Annotated in this window: 23 protein-coding genes; 11 read left to right on the forward strand and 12 right to left on the reverse strand. The window is 32.8% G+C overall.

Going from position 1 to position 21,765, the window contains the following annotated elements; genetic code table 11:
* Positions 1-103: 103 nt before the first annotated feature.
* On the forward strand, positions 104-316 hold the full coding sequence (locus GM921_RS07080; RefSeq protein WP_182921894.1) for a hypothetical protein: 213 nt from the start codon (positions 104-106) through the stop codon (positions 314-316).
* Positions 317-424: 108 nt separating this feature from the next.
* Here GM921_RS07080 and GM921_RS07085 read toward each other — a convergent pair whose 3' ends face one another.
* Positions 425-967 carry an inorganic phosphate transporter gene (locus tag GM921_RS07085; protein ID WP_182921895.1) on the reverse strand — a complete coding sequence of 181 codons (543 nt, stop codon included), beginning with the start codon at positions 965-967 and terminating at the stop codon, positions 425-427.
* Positions 968-1,050: 83 nt separating this feature from the next.
* Between GM921_RS07085 and GM921_RS07090 the strand changes: the two genes are divergently transcribed.
* A complete protein-coding gene (locus tag GM921_RS07090) occupies positions 1,051-1,575 on the forward strand; it encodes a TlpA family protein disulfide reductase (protein ID WP_182921896.1) in 525 nt (174 codons plus the stop codon).
* 2 nt (positions 1,576-1,577) lie between these two features.
* Positions 1,578-2,258 (forward strand): uracil-DNA glycosylase, encoded by a 681-nt coding sequence (gene ung, locus GM921_RS07095; protein WP_182921897.1) that lies wholly within the window; start codon positions 1,578-1,580, stop codon positions 2,256-2,258.
* 21 nt (positions 2,259-2,279) lie between these two features.
* Here ung and GM921_RS07100 read toward each other — a convergent pair whose 3' ends face one another.
* A complete protein-coding gene (locus GM921_RS07100; protein WP_182921898.1) occupies positions 2,280-2,750 on the reverse strand; it encodes an Lrp/AsnC family transcriptional regulator in 471 nt (156 codons plus the stop codon).
* Positions 2,751-2,888: 138 nt separating this feature from the next.
* Here GM921_RS07100 and GM921_RS07105 point away from each other — a divergent pair, with 138 nt between their 5' ends.
* From GM921_RS07105 to smpB, 4 genes are read left to right on the forward strand one after another with little or no spacing between them, the layout of a single operon-like run.
* Positions 2,889-3,539 carry a metal-dependent transcriptional regulator gene (locus tag GM921_RS07105; RefSeq protein WP_182921899.1) on the forward strand — a complete coding sequence of 217 codons (651 nt, stop codon included), beginning with the start codon at positions 2,889-2,891 and terminating at the stop codon, positions 3,537-3,539.
* A gap of 2 nt (positions 3,540-3,541) precedes the next feature.
* Positions 3,542-5,401, forward strand: a complete 1,860-nt coding sequence (locus GM921_RS07110) for an Nramp family divalent metal transporter (protein WP_182921900.1) — start codon at positions 3,542-3,544, stop codon at positions 5,399-5,401.
* A 1-nt stretch (position 5,402) separates the two neighbouring features.
* On the forward strand, positions 5,403-6,233 hold the full coding sequence (locus GM921_RS07115; protein ID WP_182921901.1) for a transporter: 831 nt from the start codon (positions 5,403-5,405) through the stop codon (positions 6,231-6,233).
* A 9-nt stretch (positions 6,234-6,242) separates the two neighbouring features.
* Positions 6,243-6,692 (forward strand): SsrA-binding protein SmpB, encoded by a 450-nt coding sequence (gene smpB, locus GM921_RS07120; protein ID WP_173269703.1) that lies wholly within the window; start codon positions 6,243-6,245, stop codon positions 6,690-6,692.
* Between the two features lie 93 nt (positions 6,693-6,785).
* Here the strand turns inward: smpB and GM921_RS07125 are convergent, their stop codons facing one another.
* Positions 6,786-7,442: a protein-L-isoaspartate(D-aspartate) O-methyltransferase gene (locus GM921_RS07125; RefSeq protein ID WP_182921902.1), complete on the reverse strand. Its 657-nt coding sequence runs from the start codon at positions 7,440-7,442 to the stop codon at positions 6,786-6,788.
* Positions 7,443-7,625: 183 nt separating this feature from the next.
* Between GM921_RS07125 and GM921_RS07130 the strand changes: the two genes are divergently transcribed.
* On the forward strand, positions 7,626-8,306 hold the full coding sequence (locus tag GM921_RS07130; RefSeq protein WP_182921903.1) for a hypothetical protein: 681 nt from the start codon (positions 7,626-7,628) through the stop codon (positions 8,304-8,306).
* Here the strand turns inward: GM921_RS07130 and priA are convergent.
* A complete protein-coding gene (priA, locus tag GM921_RS07135) occupies positions 8,303-10,780 on the reverse strand; it encodes a replication restart helicase PriA (protein ID WP_182921904.1) in 2,478 nt (825 codons plus the stop codon). The genes GM921_RS07130 and priA overlap by 4 nt on opposite strands.
* Positions 10,780-11,166, reverse strand: coding sequence for a DUF423 domain-containing protein (locus tag GM921_RS07140; protein ID WP_182921905.1), 387 nt, complete (start codon positions 11,164-11,166; stop codon positions 10,780-10,782). The genes priA and GM921_RS07140 overlap by 1 nt, the downstream gene beginning before the upstream one ends.
* A gap of 91 nt (positions 11,167-11,257) precedes the next feature.
* Here GM921_RS07140 and GM921_RS07145 point away from each other — a divergent pair, with 91 nt between their 5' ends.
* Together GM921_RS07145 and GM921_RS07150 are read left to right on the forward strand one after the other, a co-directional pair.
* Complete coding sequence (locus tag GM921_RS07145) at positions 11,258-12,838, forward strand: hypothetical protein (protein ID WP_182921906.1); 1,581 nt, start codon at positions 11,258-11,260, stop codon at positions 12,836-12,838.
* A 4-nt stretch (positions 12,839-12,842) separates the two neighbouring features.
* On the forward strand, positions 12,843-14,255 hold the full coding sequence (locus GM921_RS07150) for a DUF5723 family protein (protein ID WP_182921907.1): 1,413 nt from the start codon (positions 12,843-12,845) through the stop codon (positions 14,253-14,255).
* Between the two features lie 107 nt (positions 14,256-14,362).
* Here the strand turns inward: GM921_RS07150 and tsaB are convergent, their stop codons facing one another.
* The 7 genes from tsaB to GM921_RS07185 form a co-directional block, all read right to left on the reverse strand.
* Positions 14,363-15,052, reverse strand: a complete 690-nt coding sequence (tsaB, locus tag GM921_RS07155; protein WP_182921908.1) for a tRNA (adenosine(37)-N6)-threonylcarbamoyltransferase complex dimerization subunit type 1 TsaB — start codon at positions 15,050-15,052, stop codon at positions 14,363-14,365.
* A gap of 83 nt (positions 15,053-15,135) precedes the next feature.
* On the reverse strand, positions 15,136-15,366 hold the full coding sequence (gene yidD / locus GM921_RS07160) for a membrane protein insertion efficiency factor YidD (RefSeq protein WP_182921909.1): 231 nt from the start codon (positions 15,364-15,366) through the stop codon (positions 15,136-15,138).
* A complete protein-coding gene (gene rnpA, locus GM921_RS07165) occupies positions 15,353-15,748 on the reverse strand; it encodes a ribonuclease P protein component (protein ID WP_182921910.1) in 396 nt (131 codons plus the stop codon). The genes yidD and rnpA overlap by 14 nt, the downstream gene beginning before the upstream one ends.
* A gap of 62 nt (positions 15,749-15,810) precedes the next feature.
* Positions 15,811-15,969, reverse strand: coding sequence for a 50S ribosomal protein L34 (rpmH, locus tag GM921_RS07170; protein ID WP_055133745.1), 159 nt, complete (start codon positions 15,967-15,969; stop codon positions 15,811-15,813).
* A 401-nt stretch (positions 15,970-16,370) separates the two neighbouring features.
* Positions 16,371-17,105, reverse strand: a complete 735-nt coding sequence (locus GM921_RS07175) for a LytR/AlgR family response regulator transcription factor (RefSeq protein WP_182921911.1) — start codon at positions 17,103-17,105, stop codon at positions 16,371-16,373.
* On the reverse strand, positions 17,083-18,144 hold the full coding sequence (locus tag GM921_RS07180; RefSeq protein WP_235969791.1) for a sensor histidine kinase: 1,062 nt from the start codon (positions 18,142-18,144) through the stop codon (positions 17,083-17,085). Before GM921_RS07180 ends, GM921_RS07175 begins: the two co-directional genes overlap by 23 nt.
* Before the next feature lie 89 nt (positions 18,145-18,233).
* A complete protein-coding gene (locus GM921_RS07185; RefSeq protein WP_182921912.1) occupies positions 18,234-19,043 on the reverse strand; it encodes a LiaF transmembrane domain-containing protein in 810 nt (269 codons plus the stop codon).
* A gap of 317 nt (positions 19,044-19,360) precedes the next feature.
* Between GM921_RS07185 and GM921_RS07190 the strand changes: the two genes are divergently transcribed.
* On the forward strand, positions 19,361-21,445 hold the full coding sequence (locus tag GM921_RS07190; RefSeq protein WP_182921913.1) for a DPP IV N-terminal domain-containing protein: 2,085 nt from the start codon (positions 19,361-19,363) through the stop codon (positions 21,443-21,445).
* Positions 21,446-21,765 lie beyond the last annotated feature (320 nt).

Consider the following 21,765-nt stretch of genomic DNA (forward strand, 5'->3'; position numbering starts at 1 on the left):
TATAGATATCTCTTAACAAAAGCATAACAAAAACTTAAAGGCTTACGGTATTAATTATCGTAAGCCTTTTTTAATTTTAAGCCGTTAACCAATACTTCGTAAGATGAATAGTTCAAGTTTAGAAATTACCGAAAATCAATACTGCATTAAATTGAGTAAAGATACATTTGATCTTTCCCTTGTTCGCCAATTAATAAAGCGCATACAAGCGGAAGAGCTATTTTTTAGTCGTAAGAATGAGAGTTTAGACGATGATATCATCAGCAGAACATCATCAGAATATGATGAGAATTTTGATAGATTGTGCGATAAATAAGAAAGTCTGAAGACCGAAAGTCCGAAGATATAGAATCAAAAAATCCGAGTGTCAAAAGTAATATTAACTTTCTGACTTCTCGGACTTTTCTGTCTTTCGCACTATTTCTTAACGACTATAACGTACTTGCGTTTGTTTATCCATTAATCCCATCTGATCTTTCATTTGTTTAATTTGATCAGCTAGCAATTTATTTTTATCTGCTTTTTTAGCTTCAGCAAGATACATTGTTGCTTCACGTTTATTTCTTTTTCCCATGGCAATACCTGCTAAGCTTAATTTAGCTAAAGCAACGTTATGATCCATGTGTAAGCCTAAACTTAATGCTTGTTTGAAATATTTTTCAGATTTCATTGGTGCTTTTCTAGATTCGATTAATCCAATTAGCAAGTTATAATAACCGTGTTGTACTCTATTTAATTCTTTTTCGTAATTCTTTATTCTTCCTAAAAATTGTTCAGCCTTTGGCATATTATCTTTACGCAAAAACCACTGAGCAATAAGCATGTTTTCATTATAGAAATAAGTGATGAAAATAAAAATGCTAAGAAAGACTAAAAGTATTCCCCAACCCCAAAAACCGAAAATCATGAGTGCAATTGCTGCACCTACAAAAGCGAAACCTATAATGAGACGTATTAAATTTGGCATAGTTTTAAAATATTTGTGCAAATATCGTGTTTAAATACCAAAAATTAGATTTAAAATTTATAATTTCAACAAAAAAATATAATATGAAGAACATATTAACAGGCCTAATCCTCTTATTTGCAATGAACGTAGGAGCGCAAGAATTAAACAAAAAAATTGAAGATCCAAATAGACACAAACAAGTGATGTTGAACGAATGTACAAGAGAAGCGATTACGAGCTTTGCCGAATTTAAAGAAAGCTACGACCCTAATTATGCTAATTATAAGCCAGATTCTACTTCATTAGATCAATTGAGCAAGCTTTTAAAAGGTAAAAAAGTAACCATTGTTTTAGGTACTTGGTGCGGTGATAGTAAATTTCAAGTTCCTCATTTTTTAAAAATTATGGATGCTTTAAAATTTGACATTGATAAAATTGAATTTATTGCTGTTGATGGTACAAAACATTGTGAAAACGGTTTGATTGACAACCTTAAAATCACCAATGTACCTACCTTCATCTTTACAGATAAAAAAGGAACTGAGGTTGCTCGCATTACTGAAAGACCACAGGAAACTTTAGAAAAAGATATGCTTAAAGTATTAGCTGTTGCTAAAACAAAATAGGTATGTCGACAGCTTTAGAGCCTGGATGGCTAAATGTTTTAAGCGATGAGCTAGAAAAACCGTACATTAAAGAATTGAAATCCTTTTTGCTGGAAGAAAAGCAAAAAGGATTTACTGTTTACCCCCAAGGTGCAGATATTTTTAATGCTTTTAATCACACTCCATTTGATAAGGTTAAAGTAGTTATTCTTGGACAAGACCCGTATCATGGTCAAAACCAAGCGCATGGATTATCATTTTCTGTTCAAAAAGGCGTCCCTACTCCTCCGTCTTTAAAAAACATGTATAAAGAATTGTTGGATGATATTGAGGGTTTCAAAATCCCGAATCATGGCAATTTAACTACATGGGCAGATCAAGGGGTTTTATTACTCAATGCAACATTAACTGTTAGAGCTCATGAAGCGGGTTCTCATCAAAATAAAGGCTGGGAGAAATTTACAGATCACGTAATTTCAGTTTTATCTGCTCAAAAAAGCGGCTTAGTATTTTTATTATGGGGACGATATGCTCAACAAAAAGAAAGTCTAATTGATACTCAAAAACATCATGTACTTAAAGCTGCGCATCCATCACCATTTTCTGCATACAATGGCTTTTTCGGATCGAAGCACTTCTCAAAAGCCAACCAAATTCTTGTAAAGGAAGGGTTAAAACCAATTAATTGGCAAATTTCGGATTAACTAATTTTGTAATTCTTAATTCTAGTACTCCAAAGGTACTATTGGTTCTTTTTTAGTAGTCGACATAATCATCATCGTCTGGAATGTTTTTACAACAGAGATTTTGCTGATTTTATCCATAATTAAGCGTTCATAAGCCTTAATATCATTTACGTAAACTTTTAATAAAAAATCTGCCTGACCAGTTACGTGATGGCATTCTGTAATCTCTTTAATCTGATTTACTTCATCTAAAAAGATTTGAATAGTATTGTTTTTATGAAAGTCTAATTGAACCTGAATAAAGGTTTTAATGCCTAATCCTAGTTTCTCTTCGTCAACTAAAGCATGATAGCTTTTAATATAGCCAGCCATTTCAAGCTTACGCACTCTCTCTAATGTTGGAGCAGGAGATAAACCAATTTCTTGTGATAAGAGTAAATTGGTAATCCTTCCATTTTCTTGTAAGAGTTTAAGAATTTTAAAATCGATTTTATCTAATTCTGTTGCCATAAAATAGGGATTATGTTCAAAGGTAGCATACTAAGCTTAATAAGCCAAATTTTATTCTACAAACTCTCAAAAATATTACTTTTTATTTTACAAAATATTTTTTAGATTTGTCTAAATTTAAAATTAGACTAACAAAAAATGCAATCGTATACTGAAGAGAATTATCTTAAAATAATCTATCACCTTTCGGTAATTAGTAATCCGGTACAAACTAATGCCATAGCAGAACGTACGCAAACTAAAGCGGCATCGGTAACAGATATGCTTAAAAAGCTTTCAGATAAAGAATTGGTAGATTATGTAAAATACCAAGGTGTTACTTTAACAGAAAAAGGAAAGTTGATGGCAATTAATATTGTGAGAAAGCATCGCCTTTGGGAGGTTTTTTTAGTTGAGAAATTAAATTTTAAATGGGATGAAGTCCATGAAGTAGCGGAGGAGCTGGAACATATTAATTCGACTTTGTTAACTGAAAGGTTAGATGAATTTTTAGAATTTCCAAAAGTAGACCCTCATGGAGACCCAATACCAGATCAGTATGGGAATTTTGCAGATTTATCTTTTATCAAATTAAGCAAGCTTAAGGTTAATGATAAAGGAACAATAACAGGCGTAAGTGAACACTCCTCTCCCTTTTTAAAACATTTAGAAAAACTGGGGTTAACCTTGGGTAAAAAAATAGAAGTATCTGAAATTATAGATTTTGATGGTTCTGTGGAACTATTAATAGACTATAAAAAAATAAACATTAGCAGAGAAGTTGCACTACACATTTTAATTAGCAAATAAGCATGAACCAGAAACAATCATTAAGCGAAGTACACCAAAGTGTGGCAACAGATAAACGCAAAGGCTGGAGAAGAATTTTAGCATTTATTGGTCCAGCATATTTAGTTAGTGTTGGCTATATGGACCCAGGGAATTGGGCTACAGACATTGCTGGAGGTAGTAAATTTGGTTATCAGTTAATCTGGATCTTATTAATGTCTAACCTAATTGCACTTTTATTGCAATCTTTAAGTGCTCGATTAGGTATTGTTAGAGGATTAGATTTAGCACAAGCGTCAAGAAATGCATATCCAAAATGGGTAAACTTTCCGCTGTTTATTTTAGCGCAAACGGCAATTATTGCATGTGATTTAGCTGAAGTAATTGGGATGGCAATTGGTTTAAACTTACTATTTGGTTTGCCGTTAATTTGGGGGATTTCAATTACCATATTCGACACTGTTCTTTTACTATTTCTCTTAAACAAAGGAATGCGTAAAATGGAAGTCTTTATTGTTTCGATGGTTTTTATAGTTGGCGTTTCTTTTCTTGTCGAAATGTTTATTGTAGAGCCAAATTTAAAAGATGTGATAAAAGGTTTTGAACCATCTATGCTTTCTGGGCAAGCCTTATACATCGCCATTGGTATTATTGGCGCCACCGTAATGCCTCATAATTTGTATCTACACTCTTCTTTAGTACAAACTAGGAAATTTGAACGCGATGCCAAAGGAATAAAAGAAGCTATCAAATTTAATTTTATCGATACTGCAATTGCCTTAAATCTTGCATTTTTTGTAAATGCGGCTATCTTAATTTTAGCGGCGGCGGCTTTCTTTACTAACGGATTTCATGAAGTTGCCGAAATACAAGATGCACATAAATTATTGAGCCATATTTTCGGACCAGTTGCTCCTGCTTTATTCGCCATTGCTTTAATTGCTGCTGGACAAAGTTCTACCATAACAGGAACTCTAGCTGGTCAGATTATCATGGAAGGGCATTTGAATTTAAGAATTCAGCCATGGTTACGTCGTTTAATTACACGGTTATTAGCCATTATACCAGCATTTTTTACCATTTTATTATTTGGAAATGATGCTTTAGGTGGTTTATTAATATTAAGTCAGGTGGTATTAAGTTTACAGTTGGGTTTTGCCATCATTCCGTTAATACACCTTACTTCTGACAAAAAAGAAATGAAAGATTTTACCATTAAAACTTGGGTAAAAGTTCTGGCATGGATGAGTGCTGTAGTAATTGTTAGTTTAAACATTAAATTGGTTGTCGAAGAAATCTCAGGCTGGATTGCCGAGTCAAATGGATGGTATATTTATGCAATTGTAATTCCTCTTGCGGTTGCGATTGGTTTGTTACTAATCTACATTTTCATCTATCCATTTATTAATAAAAATCAACGAATTGGAAATGTACCACACGGAGATGCTTTAGCAATTGAGCATGTGGATAAAATCAATTATAAAAAGATTGGTATTACTGTAGATTTCTCTAAAAATGACCGAAATACTATTCGCCATGCGCTAATTCAAGGTGGTAAAGAAGCGCATTATTACCTCATTCATGTTGTTGAAACAGCAGCAGCCCGTTATCTCGGCAAAAATGTAATGGATCACGAAACTCAAACAGATACTGAAAATTTAGAAAAGTATAGTCTTAATTTAAAGGATTTAGGTTATGAATCTAGTTCTCATATTGGATTTGGGGGGACAGCAAAAGCCATAGCTGAAATTAGCGAGCAAAATGGAATTGAGTTATTAGTGATGGGCGCTCATGGTCACAAAGGCTTGAAGGACTTAATTTTTGGTACAACTGTAGATTCTGTTCGACATAAAGTGAATATTCCAGTTTTAATTGTAAGGTAAGATGAAAAAAATAATACTACTATTAATTATCGCTACAGTTACACAGAGTGATGCTTTTAGCCAAACTGAAACTCAAAAAAAATATACATTATTTAATCCAGTACCACGAGAAAAAATGCGTGATATGTCTACAGATAGGCCAGATATAACCGAAAGTCCTAATTCTGTTGATGCAGGCCATTTTCAAATTGAAACGGATTTATTTAAAACAACACGCAATAAAAGCAATGGAATTACATCAATAGAGAATAATTATAATTTAGCTAATTTAAAGTTAGGATTAACACATAATACAGATTTACAATTAGTTGTTGGAACTTATGTTAACTCATATGAAAAAGATGCAGTAGATAAAAAATTTAATACTTCTTCTGGCTTTGGCGATTTAACAATTCGTATAAAACATAATTTATGGGGAAATGATGGTAGCAAAACTGCTTTTGCTTTAATGCCGTACATCAATTTACCAACGAGCAAGGAAAATAAAAATATTGAAGGTGGAATTGTGTTTCCTTTGAGTGTGGATTTAGGAAATGATTTTGGTTTTGGCACACAGGTACAAGTTGATGTTTTAAAATCTGTTCAAAAAAGCGGGTATCATGCTGGCATTTTGCAATCTGTTGTACTAGGTAAAGAGTTGACTAAGTCTTTGGAAACATTTGTTGAAAGCTACTATAACTATGATTTTGAAGATAAAAAGTTCGACTTATCATTTAATGGAGGTTTTGGATATTCGGTCACGAAAAATTTAAAATTTGATGCAGGATTTAATCTTGGATTGACCAAAAACACAGATAAAGTTTATTTTATCGGCTTTTCTTTCAGATATTAGCGCTTTATTATGAAAAACGACATCCAAATAAAGAATAAAAGAGCCTACTTTGATTACCATGTTTTAGAAAGTTTTATTGCCGGAATTGCTTTATTGGGCACCGAAATTAAAGCAATAAGACAGGGTAAAGCAAACATGACGGATGCTTTTTGTATGTTTATTGGCGATGTATTGTATGTAAGAAATCTCCATATTTCAGAATATAGCCACAGCTCTTTTCATCACCATGATATTAAAAGAGACCGAGTTTTACTCCTTAAAAAGAAAGAACTTAAAAAGCTAAAGGTTAAAGGCGAAGAAAAAGGTTACACCATTGTTCCATTACGAATTTTTACCAACGAGAGGGGTTTTGCGAAAATAGAAATCGCACTAGCACAAGGTAAAAAAGAGTTTGATAAACGCGATAGCATTAAAGATCGTGAAAGCAAACGTGAAATGGATAGAGCGATGAAGGTTTAGTTTATTAGTCATTGGTTCATTTGTGTCATTGGTTCATTAGTGTAAAGCGCTTGACCCAATGAACTAATGAGCTATTTCAACAAGTGAACTAATTTACCACGCTTGATCTCCAACTAATGGCACAAATCTAAATGTATCAAGTTCTATTCTATCAAAGTCATTTTCGCTAACGCGGATAACGGTAATCATTTTTTGAGATTTTTCATCCCCTACTGGGATAACCAAAATACCACCAATTTTTAATTGTTTTAATAGAACTTCTGGAACAAACGGAGCGCCAGCAGTTACAATAATTTTAGCATACGGAGCATGTTCTTCAATACCTTTAGAACCATCACCAAGAAAAAAATTAGCTTTATAGCCCATTCCTGGTAATACTTTTAGCGTATGAGCGTAAATACTTGGCTGACGTTCGATAGTGAAGACTTTCGCTCCTAACTCCATCAAAATACAAGTTTGGTAACCAGAACCTGTCCCAATTTCTAGCACTTTATCGCCTTTTTGAATGTGTAATAATTCCGTTTGGTAAGCAACAGTATAAGGCTGAGAAATAGTTTGTCCATCCCCTATCGGGAAAGCAATATCTTTATAAGCTTGGTTCCAAAAAGTTTCGTCAAAGAAGAAATGGCGTGGCACTTTACCAATTGCTTTTAAAACGCGTTGATCTGAAATACCTCTTTCTTTTAGCAACTCAACTAGCTTTTTTCTCGCCCCTTGCTCTCTGTAATTATCTATAAATTTATATGCCATCTGGGCTCAAAAATAGTTTTTTGAGCTCTAATGTACCTAAATTCTCACGATTTTAAATGTAATTAATAGCTAACGAACACAAAATCAACCTTAAAAAATTATTCTTGACAGTATGCGAACGCATTGCTTGTAAGTGGTAAATAATTTCTATTTTTGAAATTGAAATTATTTATCTTCATCCCTATGAAAAAATTACTATTTAGTATTTTTTGTTTATTTGTTTCTTGTTCTGCATTCGCTCAAATTGACGGAAATTATAATTATAGTATTGGCGTTAGAGGCTACAGTTCTATGCAAATGCCAAAAATATTAAATCAAACTAATTCTCAAGATTACACCGATACTTATTTTAATGGCGCATTAGTTAAGTTTAACGATAATCAAATTAGCTTTAGATTAAATGGTAATTATTTCAGAAAAGATATTTCCTTTTATAATGAATGTGAAAGTTGCGAAATAGCAAAAGGAACAATGAGCGATTACTCTTTTAAAGTTGGTTTTGAAAAAACTCTGAATTATGCTAGGATACAGCCTTACTTTGGCTCTGATGTGGGTTTTCGTGCAAACCGCTTTACTGGTGAAATTAAAACTGCTAATCCCAAAAATATGACCATGCCTTACAATGTTGATGCAGAAAAAAATGGTTTTGTTTTTGCTCCTTTAATTGGGATTAGGGTGAGTCCAGTAAAACAAATATCTTTCTTCGCAGAAACAAGCATGGATTTCTATTATTCTTATGAAAAACAAGAAAAAATCCAACAAGATGCTGCTAATACTACTTCGTTTGCGAAATACAATAAATGGGAGTTTTTGCTAAATCCAATTTCAATTGGCATACAAGTCCATCTAGTAAGTAGAAATTAATACGGATCTACATCAATTTGTATAATTACGCTTTTAAAGTTTTTTTGAGCGTTAAAATCCTTAATTGTTTCTTTTAATACTGCTTTTACTTTTTGTATAGCTGCATTTTTCTCCGTTTTAATAATAATCTGTTTAATGTAGTAATTCCTAATTCTAGCAACTAATGGTTGTTCTGGACCAAGAATTCTATTACCTAACTGAGATTTTAATGCGTTAGCTAACGTTTGCGCCGCAAGATTTAACACATTTGCATCCTTATGTTTTACATTGATAAAAATTAAGCGGGTAAATGGCGGATAATTGAATTGCTTGCGTTCAGCCATTTCATCGGTATACATTTCATGGTAATTATTTTCAATTACCTGTTTAATAATGCGATGCGAATCATCATACGCCTGTATACAAACTTTACCTTGTTTATCTCTACGTCCAGCTCTACCTGCTACTTGAGCTAATAATTGATAACTTCTTTCAAATGCTCTAAAATCTGGATAATTGAGTAAAGTATCAGCGTTAATTACCCCAATTAGACTTACATTATCAAAATCTAAACCTTTGGCAACCATTTGTGTACCAATTAAAATCTGTGTTTTCTTATCCTGAAAATCAGAAATGATTTGCTGCATTCCATTTTTTGTACGCGTGCTATCTAAATCTAGTCTAGCTATTTTAACATCAGGAAAAATAAGACTTAATTCCTCTTCTATCCTTTCCGTTCCAAAACCTTTTTGCTCAATATGTACCGAACCACAAGCCGGACAAATATTTATACTACTTTGGTGATAACCGCAATAATGGCAATGTAATTTACCGCTGGTTTTATGAAAAGTTAAACTTACATCGCAATTCACACACTTTGGTGCATACCCACAAGTTGCACAAATTAAAATAGTTGCATAACCTCTACGGTTTTGAAATAAAATAATTTGCTCTTTATTTTCCAACGCAGTCGACATGTCATCTATCAATACACTGGTAAAATACGATGTCATTTTTTTACGTTTGGTCTCTTCTGCTATGCTAACTACTTCTTGTAATGGCAATTGCACTCCTCCAAACCGTTCATTTAAAGTCACTAATCCATACTTCTCAGTTTCTGCATTGTAATAACTTTCTATGGATGGAGTTGCCGAACCTAAAACGACTTTAGTTTGATGCAAATGCCCGAGAAAAACGGCAGCATCTCTAGCCTGATAGCGAGGGGCTGGTTCATGTTGTTTGTACGATGATTCATGTTCTTCATCTACCACAATTAATTTTAACTCTTTAAATGGTAAAAAAACCGCCGAACGAGCGCCAAGAACAACTTTATATGAACCATTTAGTACTTTGTTCCAAATTTCTACTCGTTCGTTATCATTAAATTTAGAGTGATATACGCCTATTTTATCTCCAAAATAGCGCTTAATTCGTTCCACAATTTGTGTGGTTAGTGCAATTTCTGGCAAAAGAAAAAGTACTTGTCCACCTTGCGAGATTGCTTTTTCAATTAACTTAATGTAAAGCTGAGTTTTACCAGAAGCCGTAATCCCATGTAATAGCACAACATCTTTGTTTACAAACTGAGTTTCAATCTCTTCAAAAGCTTTTTGTTGCGCAGTACTCAATTCAAAATTAACTTCAAATTCATCATCCGAATCATTTAAACGACTAACTGGTCTTTTTTCTACACTAAATATTTCTTTATCTAGTAATGATTTTAATGCCGCTTGTCCACTCCCACTTTCTTCCAGTAATAGTTGTTTCGGAATTGATGTTTCGTCTTTAGAAAGCTTCAAATAAGCTAATAACGCATCTAATTGTTTAGGAGCACGTTCTAAAACTGAGAATAATTGCCTCAGATTTTCTTCTTCTTTATAAAAAGGATTTAGGGTGATAAATGATTTTAATAGTGGTTTATATTTTTCTATTACTTCTTCTGCAACATAAATAGCTTCTTTTGCAAGTAAAGAATTTACAATTGGATAAACTGTTTTCTGTCCTAACAATTCAATCACATCATCAATACTGATGCGTTGTTGTTTATGAAGAACACTAATAATTAAACTTTCCTTTTCGGTTAAAACCAGTTCGTTTGGCAATTCATCCTTAAGTACTAAAATAGTTTCGCTCGCTAATTTTAGTCCCGTAGGTAAAGCAGCAGCCATTACATCGCCTTCATTACATAAATAATAGGATGTGATCCAATCCCAAAACTGAAATTGTTTATCCGTAATTACGGGATGTTCATCTACAACATCAATAATATACTTGGCCTGATAAAATTCTGGTGGTTGCTGACCAATAGTTTTTACTAAAGCCGTATAAATTTTGTGTTTTCCAAATTGAACAACAACTCGCTTACCAACGGCAACTTTATCATTTAATTCAAAAGGAACGCGATAAGTATAATTTATAGCTAGCGATAAAGGTAATATCACTTCTACAAAAAGAGTTTCTCTTTCAGAAAAATCCAGTGTATCTGCAAATTGCATTATTTATCTTTTAGTGCTGCTAAAAACAGGCATACCCATCCTAAAATAAAGCATAAACCACCTATTGGAGTTACTGGGCCAACAAATTGAGTTATTGCTAAATGATAAGCATCTTTCAATGCTAATACATAAAGTGAACCAGAAAATAGAATGATACCAAGCGAAAAGAAGATGAATGAAAACCCTATTAGTTTATTTTTATAGCGGGCAAATGTAGATAAGTAAAGTAGCGCAAAAGTGTGATAAAACTGATATTCTACTCCTTTTTGCCATATTTCTAAAGAAGGTGCACTTATTAAATTTTTAAAACTGTGCGCACTAAATGCGCCCAATATAACTGCTAAAGCTCCAAAAAAGGCAGCAGTAAGAATAATACGTTTGTTCATGAGTTATCGGCTTTATACAATTGCTAAATTAACAAAATGCCCTTATAATCTCTGTAATCCTAAAATTAAATTAAATTTGTAGGTAACAGTCATGAAAAGAATATACATAACGCTAGGAGTTTTATTATTAGGGATGATTGCAATGGCTTATCTCTATTTTTCTAACTTAAATACGGAGACAAATGCAGGCGATTTATCCTTAAATGCAGTAGCTTCAAACTCAAGTATTGTTTTCAGTTTTGAAAATGACAAAAGCTTCTACGAAATTTTAAGCGGACAAGAATTATTTCAACATATTTTAGGAGAAAGCAAAGCGAAAAGTTTTAAATCCTTAAGAGAAAATCTAATATCTCAGCCAGAAATTAATAAGGCAATTGATGGTCAAAAAGTTTATGTAGGTGTTTTAGCTGGTGAGGGTAATCAAGTAGATTATTTAATTAGCGCACAGCTTAAACCTAGTAGTGAGCCTCAAAAAATAGTAGTCGCCTTAAATTCTCAAAAAGCGAAAATCAATAAAATTGGAGATATTTATCAGCTTACATTTGTTGATAGTACGACCTGTTTTCTAGGTATAAAAGATTTATTAGTCGTGATTTCAAATACACCAAAAGTTATTCAGAATATACTTAAAGAACAAAGATCGACAGATCCAACTTTTGCAAATTACATCAAATCCAATAGTCGTTTTAATAAAAATACGTTGGCTAATCTTTACATCAACTTCAATAAAGTTCCTTTTCTTCTAAAAAACATTCTAAACAGCAATATAAACGGAGAATTAAATATCTTCAATAAGCAGAATAGTTTTGCTGCTTTAAGTTATAATTTTAGTAGAGAGAAGCTTTTATTTAACGGCAATACTGATGTGAATGACTTAAATAGCTATTATAAATTATTTACCACAGTACCTGAACAAAAAATAGTTATAGATAATATACTTCCTCAAAAAACTGCGAATTATACTATTTATACCATTAATGATTATAAAAGTTGGTTTGAGAATTTAACAGCTTGGTTTGCAAAGCGAAAAACGAGCGAAAACGTACCTAAAAATATCAAGGCAATTAATCAAAAATATAGGTTGGATTTAAATGAGATATTTCCAAAATATTTTAAAAATCAATTTGTTACTTTTCAATTAGGTAGTGGAGAAAAGTTTGGTGCAATCGCTTTGGTTAATGGAGAAAAAGTAAGTCAGCTTTTGTTGGATTTAAGTGCAGATTACGCACCAGACGTTAAAATATTTAAAGAATCTAATATTCCATATTCTTTTTTTGGTGATCCATTTAAAAAATTTGAGAGACCTTTTTACACCATTATCGATAATTATATGGTGATGGCAAATAATGCGAGCAGTATACAGGTATTTTTAAGTCGCTATAAAAATAATGAGTTGTTAATTCACGATGAGAATTATACTGATTTTAGAGATCAATTGTCATCATCTGCAACCATTTCGTTTTATGTAAATAATAAAAACTCAGCTGATATTTTTGGACGTAATTTAAAATCGCCTTATTTTAAACAATATCAATCTAAAACTGGCTTTAAAGAATTTGATGCATTTTGTTATCAATTATCTGGAGATAATGGTAAATTTTTAAGTAATTTACTGCTGTATAAAGAACCAGAAAAATCACTTAAAACTGATAGCTTACAGGTAAATCCGTAATTAGATGAAGAAAAAATACATTTTACTAGTCGGATTTTTATTTATCATTAGCACTTTGAAAGCGCAGCAATTTGCATTATTTAACACTAAAACACAGTTTGATGCTTTTGAAAACCCCGCTGCAAAATCTTTTACATTAGATAGTTCTAGCAAATTCGCATCTAATTTTTTCCTTCCAAATTTTAGTATCAACGCCGCAAATAAAGGAGATGCCGCAGGTGTGATACGAAAATCAATTAACGAAAATATTTATGATACGCGTGCTTTACCTTTAGGAACAGGAAATGCAAATGCCTTTTATCAAAACACTAATATTTATCTGTTAACATTTAGAATTTTTAGCTCGTATAAATATAATCAGGAAGTAGGTTTTGCATGGCAAGTACGCTCTGATTCTCATATTGATTATACGAATGAAACGCTAGCAATTTTTGATAATTATAAACGCTTTGATCAAGGACCTTATACCGATGTTTTTAATAATGATGGCTATCAGCAATCTTATCATCAATTTAGTGTTAGCATTCGAGAAAATTATAATAAAAGACTTGCTTTTGGTATTAAATTAAGTTTATTAAGTGGTATAGCTTACAATTCATTACAAATAAATAACTCTTATTTTTATGCCGATGCAAACGACAGATTAGATATTGGAGTAAACGGAACGTATAAAGGAAGTTTTCTTTATAATGATGAAATATCAAAGAAAACATTCTTTCCTACTTTTAAAAACCCTGGTGCATCTATCAGTTTAGGAACTACTTACACTTCCAAATCTGGTTATTTTTTAATGGGAAACATTAAAGATTTAGGATTGATTAGATGGAGCAAAAGTTCTTATGTGGCTAATTTTAATACAATTAAAAGCATATATGATGTTTCTACAAAAAGTAGTAGTGAAATAAATAAAGAGATTACAGCAATAGCTAAAGATGTAGTTGAGAATAAATCATTTATTACCCCAACCAATGCAAAGGCAGATTTTTTAATCTCCAGAACTTTTAATTTCTATAAACCAAATTTAATTGTATCTAAAAACTTATTTTATCCTGGCGGAGATGTGGCACTAGTTAACACTTTTAAAATCAACAGCCTATCTGCAAGCGTAACGCCAGTTTATAATTTAAATAACTTTATAATGGTTGGATTACAAGGAATGTATCAAACCCCAAATTTCGAGTTCTTTTTAGGTACAGATAACATTGGCAAAACTATTTCCTTAGCAAAAGGTTTGAGTAAAAGTGATGCCACAATTGGCTCTGGTTACAATGGCGGCTCTTTCTATATGGGTTTAGGCATTAAATTTGGTCGTACTGTAAATCACCCACAAAATTTAAGCACAATGCCGGGCGTAAATGGAGAGAAGGTTTACAAAGGAGTTTTTAGAAGTTTATTCAACTTCTTTAAAAAGAGTTAAATTTCAAACTAAAACAGGATTTCATTGCCGCTGATGCGCAGATTTTTTGGAGTATAATACTGTATTAATCTGCTAATCTGTGGCTAAAAATTAACCTTGCAAATTCTCTATATTAATTTTTGTTTCGGTGTTGTAAATACAAAATCCTTTAAGTAAAAAGGTTCAAAATAAGCTACATCTTCAAAAACCTTGTTCTCGAAAGCTTGGTAAGCCAAACCGCTCATATTTGCTGCAGAATTAAAATTCAACGTAGAAAAATGTGCATTTTGACTATCTAATATCGTTTCACATTTTGCAGCACCATCTCCAATAAAAGTTACATAATTGCTATCTAACTCTAACACAAAACTCTTCTCATCAATAATTTTAGCATTAACTGAAGCTACTTCATGTAATTTATTGTTATAAACTGCTGTAAAAACTTCCATTCTTCGGGCATCAATCATTGGGCAAATTAAACCACCATAATTCTGATGTTGCGCTAAAAACCCACTAGCCATCATCTGTAAGGTATTAATACCAATTAACGGCTTATCTAATGCAAAACACAATCCTTTTGCCGTAGACACACCAATACGTAAGCCTGTATACGAACCTGGACCTTTACTAACAGCTACAGCATCTAAATCTACGTAGTTTAGCTTAGCAGTTTGCATCACCTCTTCGATAAACAAAGTCAAACTAGCAGCATGTATATTTTGAGCTTTTTCTTCTTTTAATGCAATAGTTTCTCCATTTACAGCTAAAGCAACAGAGCAAACTTGGGTAGCGGTTTCAATTTGTAAGATGGTTGCCATTGTGCAAAGATAATTAAGATAGTCTATAGTCTGAAGTCCGTAGTCGGATTTTACTCAGGACTATAAACTTTAAGACTGCAGACTCAAGGAACAGGATCATGACCATGTTTACCCCATGGATGACAGCTAGCAATTCGTTTTAAAGTAAGCCAGCCACCTTTAAATGGCCCATGTTTTTTAATAGCCTCTACGCCATATTGTGAACACGTTGGAGTAAACCGACAACTTGCACCTAATAAAGGCGATAGCAATAATTGGTATGCTTTAATAATGCCCAAAAACAACCACGAAAACAATAACTTAATTATTTTCATTTGGTATAATTTGAGCGATTAACTTTTTAAATGCAGCAGCTAATTTCTTTTCGAAAAAGGCGTATTCATATTTTTCTTTGCCTACAAACTGTAAAGACAACAGCAATAAATCATTACGATTTTCCAATGAAGCATACAACTGCTCTTCTTTTTGTAAACGATAAGCTTCTCGAGTTCTACGTTTAATTAGATTACGATCTACCGCATGTTTGTAACGCTTTTTAGCCACATTAATAACCACTTGTGCAGGGTATTTATGTGGTTCATCAACAAAAAGAAAGGTAATGCGAAATGGGTATAACAAAAAAGAAGAACCGTTTTTAAATAGCAAGTCTAATGACTTTTTGCTACACAACCGTTCTTCTTTGTTAAATTTGTTCATGCTTTTTGATTGCAATTTTGCAGATAGACTGCTAACACCTAAGATTAGGTGGCAATCAAAAATTATGCTTTATGACGACGCTCGTCAGAAACTGATAATCTTTTTCTTCCTTTTGCACGGCGAGAAGCTAATACTCTTCTACCGTTTGCTGTAGCCATTCTTTCGCGGAAGCCATGCTTGTTTCTTCTCTTTCTTTGCGAAGGTTGGAATGTTCTTTTCATAACTGTATAATATCTTAACTAGAGTTTTTAAATAAGAGGTGCAAATATAACGCGATTTTTCTATAAATGCAAGCAGCAATTAGTTTTATTTTTTAATTAATCTGAAAATTCATAAAGCCTACTCAACAAAACTTAAAAAAATCATTTATTATTTTGTTTTTTGAAGAGCAAAACCTGTAATTTTTAGGTTAATTCTGCCCTGCTTTACACTACAAGCTCCAATAAAGAATTGGAGGCTTTTCATTTCAATCAGGTCTATTTAAGTTAGGTTTGCGCTAAAATTACCAAATTTTCATTCCGTCATTTCGAGCGCAGCCGAGAAACCATTAAATTTACAGTAACTTGCTGAAAAGATTTCTCCACAAGGTCGAAATGACGAGGAACATTGCCAAAAAATAAAACTACAACCCCAGCGCCGCTTTCAATTTCACATAACCAGTTTTACTTACTGGCAACCAAATACCCGATTTTAACAACACTACATAACTATCTTTCTCTTTCAGTTCTATTTTGGTTACTTCTGCCAAGTTAATAATGTACGAACGATGAATGCGAATAAATTGTTCTGCATCAAGAGTTTGCTCAAAGAAACTCATTGTTTTGTTTTTATGGAAATTACCTTCAGTAGTGCTCAATTTTACGTAATCATCATCTGCTTCTATATACTGCAATTCTGTTACTGGAATAATTTTAATTACACCAGCATTTTTAACCACGATACGATTATTTTGCGCTGGTGATAAAGCGGCCGTTTCTAATAATTCATTGCTACTTTCGCCTTTGGCTAGTTTAGCTGGTAATTTTTGCATCGCCTGATCGAAGCGACTTTTTTCAATAGGTTTTAGTAAATAATCTACCGCATTAACTTCAAAAGCTTTAATGGCATATTCATCAAACGCGGTGGTAAAAATTACTGCAGGATGTTTCTCAACCAACTCCAACATTTCAAAACCACTAATTTTTGGCATTTGAATATCTAGGAAAATAAAATCTGGTTGGTGTTGATTTATGGCTTTTAACCCCTCAAAACCATCGCTGCATTCGGCAACAATTTCTATATCAGGATACGATTTTAAATAATGTTTAACTACGTCCCTTGCTAAAGCTTCGTCATCAATTAGTATCGTTCTTATCATCTTTTTGAGGTATTTTAAGCGTAGTAATATACAAATTATTGTTTTGTGTTTCGGTTTGCAACAAATTACTATCTGCAAATAACAAGTATAATCTACGTCGTATTGCAGATAAACCAAACCCAGTCCCTTTGCTTGCTGTCATTTCTGGATCGTATGGGTTTGCTACACAAATCACCAAAGCATTATTTTCTAATTTAACTTTTATGGTTATGGTTATGGCTGCAGAAGTATTGTATAATCCAAATTTAATTGCATTTTCTACAATGGGTTGTAATAAGGTGCCAGGCAAACATAAACCCAGCGTATTTTCTTCAATTTGTACGTCAATTGTTAATCGGTGACTAAAACGTACTTTTTCTATGTCTAAATACAATTGAATGTATTCCATTTCTTCGGCTACGTTTACCCAAACTTCATCATCACGCTTTAAAGTACCGCGTAAAAAGGCCGCTAATTTGGTAATCATTGTACCAGCTTCTGTTGGGTTTACAATGGTTAATGCATACACCGAATTTAAACTATTGAATAAAAAGTGCGGTTGTAATTGATGTCTTAATTTATTCAGCTCTGCTTCTTTTGCTAAATTTTGAGCAGCTAATAAACGACCTTGAGTTTCAGATTGCTCTTCTAACCTGTACCATAAAATATTTGCTAAAGCACACCACGTTAAACATAAAAAAGCAATTATAGCTCTGTATGGCAAAGAAAAATCTAAAAATAATTGATATTCCTTTTGATTAACAAAGAGATAATTAAGTCCATATTTTGCCAAAAAAACAATAATTGCAGTAAGTATTGCGGTTAAGAGCAGCAGAAATAACATCCTCTCATTTTTAGGCTGATAATAGCCTAGCATATTGCTAATAATTATACAGCCAATGGCCAATAGACCATTACTAATTAGGCTATCGGCCAAGGCAATTTGCCAATTAAAATCTAATGTATAATAAATAAGAATGGCGCAAAGGACAGTCCAACAAGCTAGAATTGTGCCTGAAACTACTTTTATTTGATTTATAGATAATGGGGTTGTAGTCAACTGATTTACGATTTTAGATCCGAGCTATCGGATTACGATTTACAATTTAGCATAACGACATAGCTAATCTATGCCTTCTCAACTCTCAGTTAATAATTTCTAATATCTACCCCACCAAACAGCGCTATCCCTCTAATTATTAAAATCTTACTTTGTCCTTCAACTATTGGCTGAACACTTCTTTTATCATCTAATCCACCAAAAACTGCTGTTACTTCTGGTTTTACAATCCATCCTGGCGGGATAATAATTTTACAGCCCCCAAAAATTGCAGTAACATCTATAATAATTTCACCTTCAAAATCTGCTTGAGTTAAGTTCAAATCACATCCCCCAAAAACTGCAGTTATTTCTCCACCCTTAAAATTCTTAGAATAAATAGATTGATGACTTCCACCAAAAACATTTACAGAATCTAGGTAATCATTGCTATTCGTTTTTTTTTCGTCGGTTGATGATGTAACGGGCTCTGCCTCTGTATAAGTTTGATAAGAATCGGGTTCTCCAAACTTTCTTCTCCATCTTTTACCTCTTCTTCTCCAGCGTTCATCCCTATGGCTAAAATTGCTTTTAGGTTTAAGAATGATAAATAAACCTAATATGACCAACATGGCCGGAAAAATGACCTTACCAAAATTGATATCATCACCAAATATTTTATCTAATGTAAAAAACGAGCCAATCAAAATCATTATAAACCAGCCACCACCTCTAAAGTTGTGCTTAACCCCAACAAATAAGCCTATTATGATTAAAAGATTACTCCAAGACCACAACCAGCGAGGAAAATCAAGCCCTAAATTATCGAGCAATAAAAGTGAACCTATACCAACTATTAACAAACCCGCCCAAACCTTGCCAGAACGATTTGCTATATCTTTATTATTATTATTTTCCATTTTTATTTTCTTATTGTGATGCAGTGAGTTTATTCATTTCCCTTCATCACGATTCCATTTTGTGTTATAATTATAGTCAAATGTAGAATGAACTTTCGCATTAGCAAATAGCAGTCTGCTATTTAGGAGTTAATTCTCGGTAAAAAGCATTAATTACTCGGTAAAAAATAAAAAAATCTAGTGTTTAGTTTAACCGTTAATATTAAATCTTCAATCTATAGAAACACCAAACTCAATTTTAGTATACGATTGGTTAATTTTCGAGAAATAACGCTTTCATTTAAACACTAACTTCATCGCCTTAAATTAAATAAAACATGAAATTAATAAACTTTCCTTTGTTGCTAATTCTCCTATTTGTAAATTTTACTGCAAATGCACAAGGAACATTACAAGATTATCAGCGTGCAGAAGAGATGAATGGAACTTTCCAGAAAAAAATCTACAATTCTCCTTCCGATATTAAATTTGATAAGGAAAAAAATCAATATACCTATTCTAACACTACTTTAACGGGCATTATTTATAAAACTATTGATGCGAAAACTTTTAATATCACTACCAATTCACAGCCAATAAGTAACGCTCAACCTACTAATACTGATCGTAGAAATAGACGAGTGGATCCTGAAAATATATCGCCAGATGGCAAATGGATAGCTTTTATTAAAGAATTTAATGTTTATATTAAGTCTACAGATAATAAGAAAATAGAAATTCAATTAAGTTTTGATGGTACCAAAGGTGATACTTACGAAAATGATTTAAAATGGGCGCCAAACTCAAAAAACTTAGCAACGTATAAAGTAACACCAGGTGTAGAACGACTTTTGTATTTGATAGAAAGTTCGCCTACATCGCAATTACAACCTATTTTACAAACTAGAAACTATCCAAAACCAGGAGATGTTTTGCAACAAAGGCAGCCAGCACTTTTTAATATCGACACTAAAAAACAAGTACTTATTGATGTTTCAAAATCGGCAAATCAATACTATGTAACTGATATTGTTTGGCGCAAAGATAGTCGTGCCTTTACTTTTGAATACAATCAACGTGGGCACCAAGTTTATGCAATAATGCAAGTAAATACACAGGGTGATATAAGTGAAATTGCTGGCGATCATGCAAAAACTTACTTTTGTTATTACTCGAAAAAATACCGCTACGATGTAAATGATGGTCAAGAAACCATTTGGATGAGCGAACGCGATGGTTGGAACCATTTATATTTATACGATGTAAATGGAAATGTGAAAAATCAGATTACGAAGGGTAATTGGATTGTAAAAGGAGTGGTAAATGTTGATGAAAAAACCAGAACAATTTTATTTGAAGGTTGTGGAATGGAAGATGGACAAGACCCCTATTTAGTTCAATATTATAAAATTGGTTTTAATGGCAAAGGTTTGGTAAAACTTACCACAGAAAACGGTAACCACAAGGCTGTTTTTAGTGATGATTATTCGACGTTTATAGATACGTATTCTCGAATAGATGAACCACAAATTACTTTACTACGTGATGGGAAAACAGGAAAAATTATAAAAGAATTAGAAAAAGGCAATGCTGATGATCTTTTAAAAACTGGATGGAAAATGCCTGAGGTTTTTACCGCAAAAGGTAGAGATGGCAAAACTGATATTTGGGGAATGGTCATTCGTCCAAGTAATTTCGACCCGAACAAAAAATATCCAATTATCGAATATATTTATGCTGGCCCACATGATTCATTTGTACCGAAAAGCTTTGCAAACGATAGCCGTGGAGGATTACATGAACTGGCTGAATTGGGTTTTATCGTTGTACAATGTGATGGAATGGGGACATCTAACCGTTCAAAAGCTTTTCAGGATGTAAGCTATAAAAATTTAAAAGATGGTGGTTTTCCTGATCGTATTTTATGGATTAAAGCACTTGCTAAAAAGTACAATTATATGGATACAAGTAGAGTTGGCATTTTTGGCAATTCGGCTGGAGGACAAAACTCTTTAGCAGCACTGTTATTTTATCCAGAATTTTATAAAGTAGCGGTTTCTTCTTCTGGTTGTCACGATAATAGAATGGATAAAATATCTTGGAATGAACAATTTATGGGTGTACTTGGACCACACTATGCCGAAAATAGTAATGTAGAAAATGCATATCGCTTGCAAGGTAAACTGCTCTTAATTTTAGGCGAGTTGGATGATAATGTAGATCCTTCATCAACTTATCAAGTTATTAATCAATTAATTAAACACAATAAAAATTTTGATTTTCTATTTGTCCCAGGAATGAAACATTCTTTGGGCGGCGATTATGGCGAACATAAAAGAAGAGACTTTTTTGTAAAAAATTTACTAGGTGTAGATCCTCCAGAATGGACTTGGAAACCCAATATAACCATACCTAAATCATAGCATTTATTTCTATTCGATTAATAATTTCTCATTTAGTTTACAACATAGTTGATTTTCGGTAAAAAGCATTAATTAATCGACAAAACATCAACATTCATTTGTTTTTAAATCAGATCCTTATAGCCTCCACAGAGACTAGTTCGATTCTTGTTCGGGAAAACGGCCAATTTTGACAAATTGCCTAAACCAAAATCAGCAGGTAACCTAAACCAAGCCCGAGCTTGATATGAACTCTACCAGAGCATAAGTCGCGGTAAGGTCGCTATAAGGTCGCCTTAGTATCGCGGTAAGCATAAAGAAAAAAATTAGAAACTCTAACG

The sequence above is a fragment of the Pedobacter planticolens genome (assembly GCF_014172375.1).
GTDB classification, from domain to species: Bacteria; Bacteroidota; Bacteroidia; order Sphingobacteriales; family Sphingobacteriaceae; genus Pedobacter; species Pedobacter planticolens.

Coding starts and splice junctions, on each gene's coding strand:
- GM921_RS07140 (WP_182921905.1), bottom strand. CDS start 11,166: ATGAACAAACGTATTATTCTTACTGCTGCCTTTTTTGGAGCTTTAGCA.
- GM921_RS07090 (WP_182921896.1), top strand. CDS start 1,051: ATGAAGAACATATTAACAGGCCTAATCCTCTTATTTGCAATGAACGTA.
- GM921_RS07175 (WP_182921911.1), bottom strand. CDS start 17,105: ATGATAAGAACGATACTAATTGATGACGAAGCTTTAGCAAGGGACGTA.
- yidD (WP_182921909.1), bottom strand. CDS start 15,366: ATGAAAATAATTAAGTTATTGTTTTCGTGGTTGTTTTTGGGCATTATT.
- GM921_RS07085 (WP_182921895.1), bottom strand. CDS start 967: ATGCCAAATTTAATACGTCTCATTATAGGTTTCGCTTTTGTAGGTGCA.
- GM921_RS07100 (WP_182921898.1), bottom strand. CDS start 2,750: ATGGCAACAGAATTAGATAAAATCGATTTTAAAATTCTTAAACTCTTA.
- GM921_RS07145 (WP_182921906.1), top strand. CDS start 11,258: ATGAAAAGAATATACATAACGCTAGGAGTTTTATTATTAGGGATGATT.
- GM921_RS07185 (WP_182921912.1), bottom strand. CDS start 19,043: ATGGAAAATAATAATAATAAAGATATAGCAAATCGTTCTGGCAAGGTT.
- GM921_RS07150 (WP_182921907.1), top strand. CDS start 12,843: ATGAAGAAAAAATACATTTTACTAGTCGGATTTTTATTTATCATTAGC.
- smpB (WP_173269703.1), top strand. CDS start 6,243: ATGAAAAACGACATCCAAATAAAGAATAAAAGAGCCTACTTTGATTAC.
- GM921_RS07130 (WP_182921903.1), top strand. CDS start 7,626: ATGAAAAAATTACTATTTAGTATTTTTTGTTTATTTGTTTCTTGTTCT.
- GM921_RS07080 (WP_182921894.1), top strand. CDS start 104: ATGAATAGTTCAAGTTTAGAAATTACCGAAAATCAATACTGCATTAAA.
- priA (WP_182921904.1), bottom strand. CDS start 10,780: ATGCAATTTGCAGATACACTGGATTTTTCTGAAAGAGAAACTCTTTTT.
- rpmH (WP_055133745.1), bottom strand. CDS start 15,969: ATGAAAAGAACATTCCAACCTTCGCAAAGAAAGAGAAGAAACAAGCAT.
- GM921_RS07190 (WP_182921913.1), top strand. CDS start 19,361: ATGAAATTAATAAACTTTCCTTTGTTGCTAATTCTCCTATTTGTAAAT.
- GM921_RS07110 (WP_182921900.1), top strand. CDS start 3,542: ATGAACCAGAAACAATCATTAAGCGAAGTACACCAAAGTGTGGCAACA.
- GM921_RS07125 (WP_182921902.1), bottom strand. CDS start 7,442: ATGGCATATAAATTTATAGATAATTACAGAGAGCAAGGGGCGAGAAAA.
- rnpA (WP_182921910.1), bottom strand. CDS start 15,748: ATGAACAAATTTAACAAAGAAGAACGGTTGTGTAGCAAAAAGTCATTA.
- ung (WP_182921897.1), top strand. CDS start 1,578: ATGTCGACAGCTTTAGAGCCTGGATGGCTAAATGTTTTAAGCGATGAG.
- GM921_RS07115 (WP_182921901.1), top strand. CDS start 5,403: ATGAAAAAAATAATACTACTATTAATTATCGCTACAGTTACACAGAGT.
- GM921_RS07105 (WP_182921899.1), top strand. CDS start 2,889: ATGCAATCGTATACTGAAGAGAATTATCTTAAAATAATCTATCACCTT.
- tsaB (WP_182921908.1), bottom strand. CDS start 15,052: ATGGCAACCATCTTACAAATTGAAACCGCTACCCAAGTTTGCTCTGTT.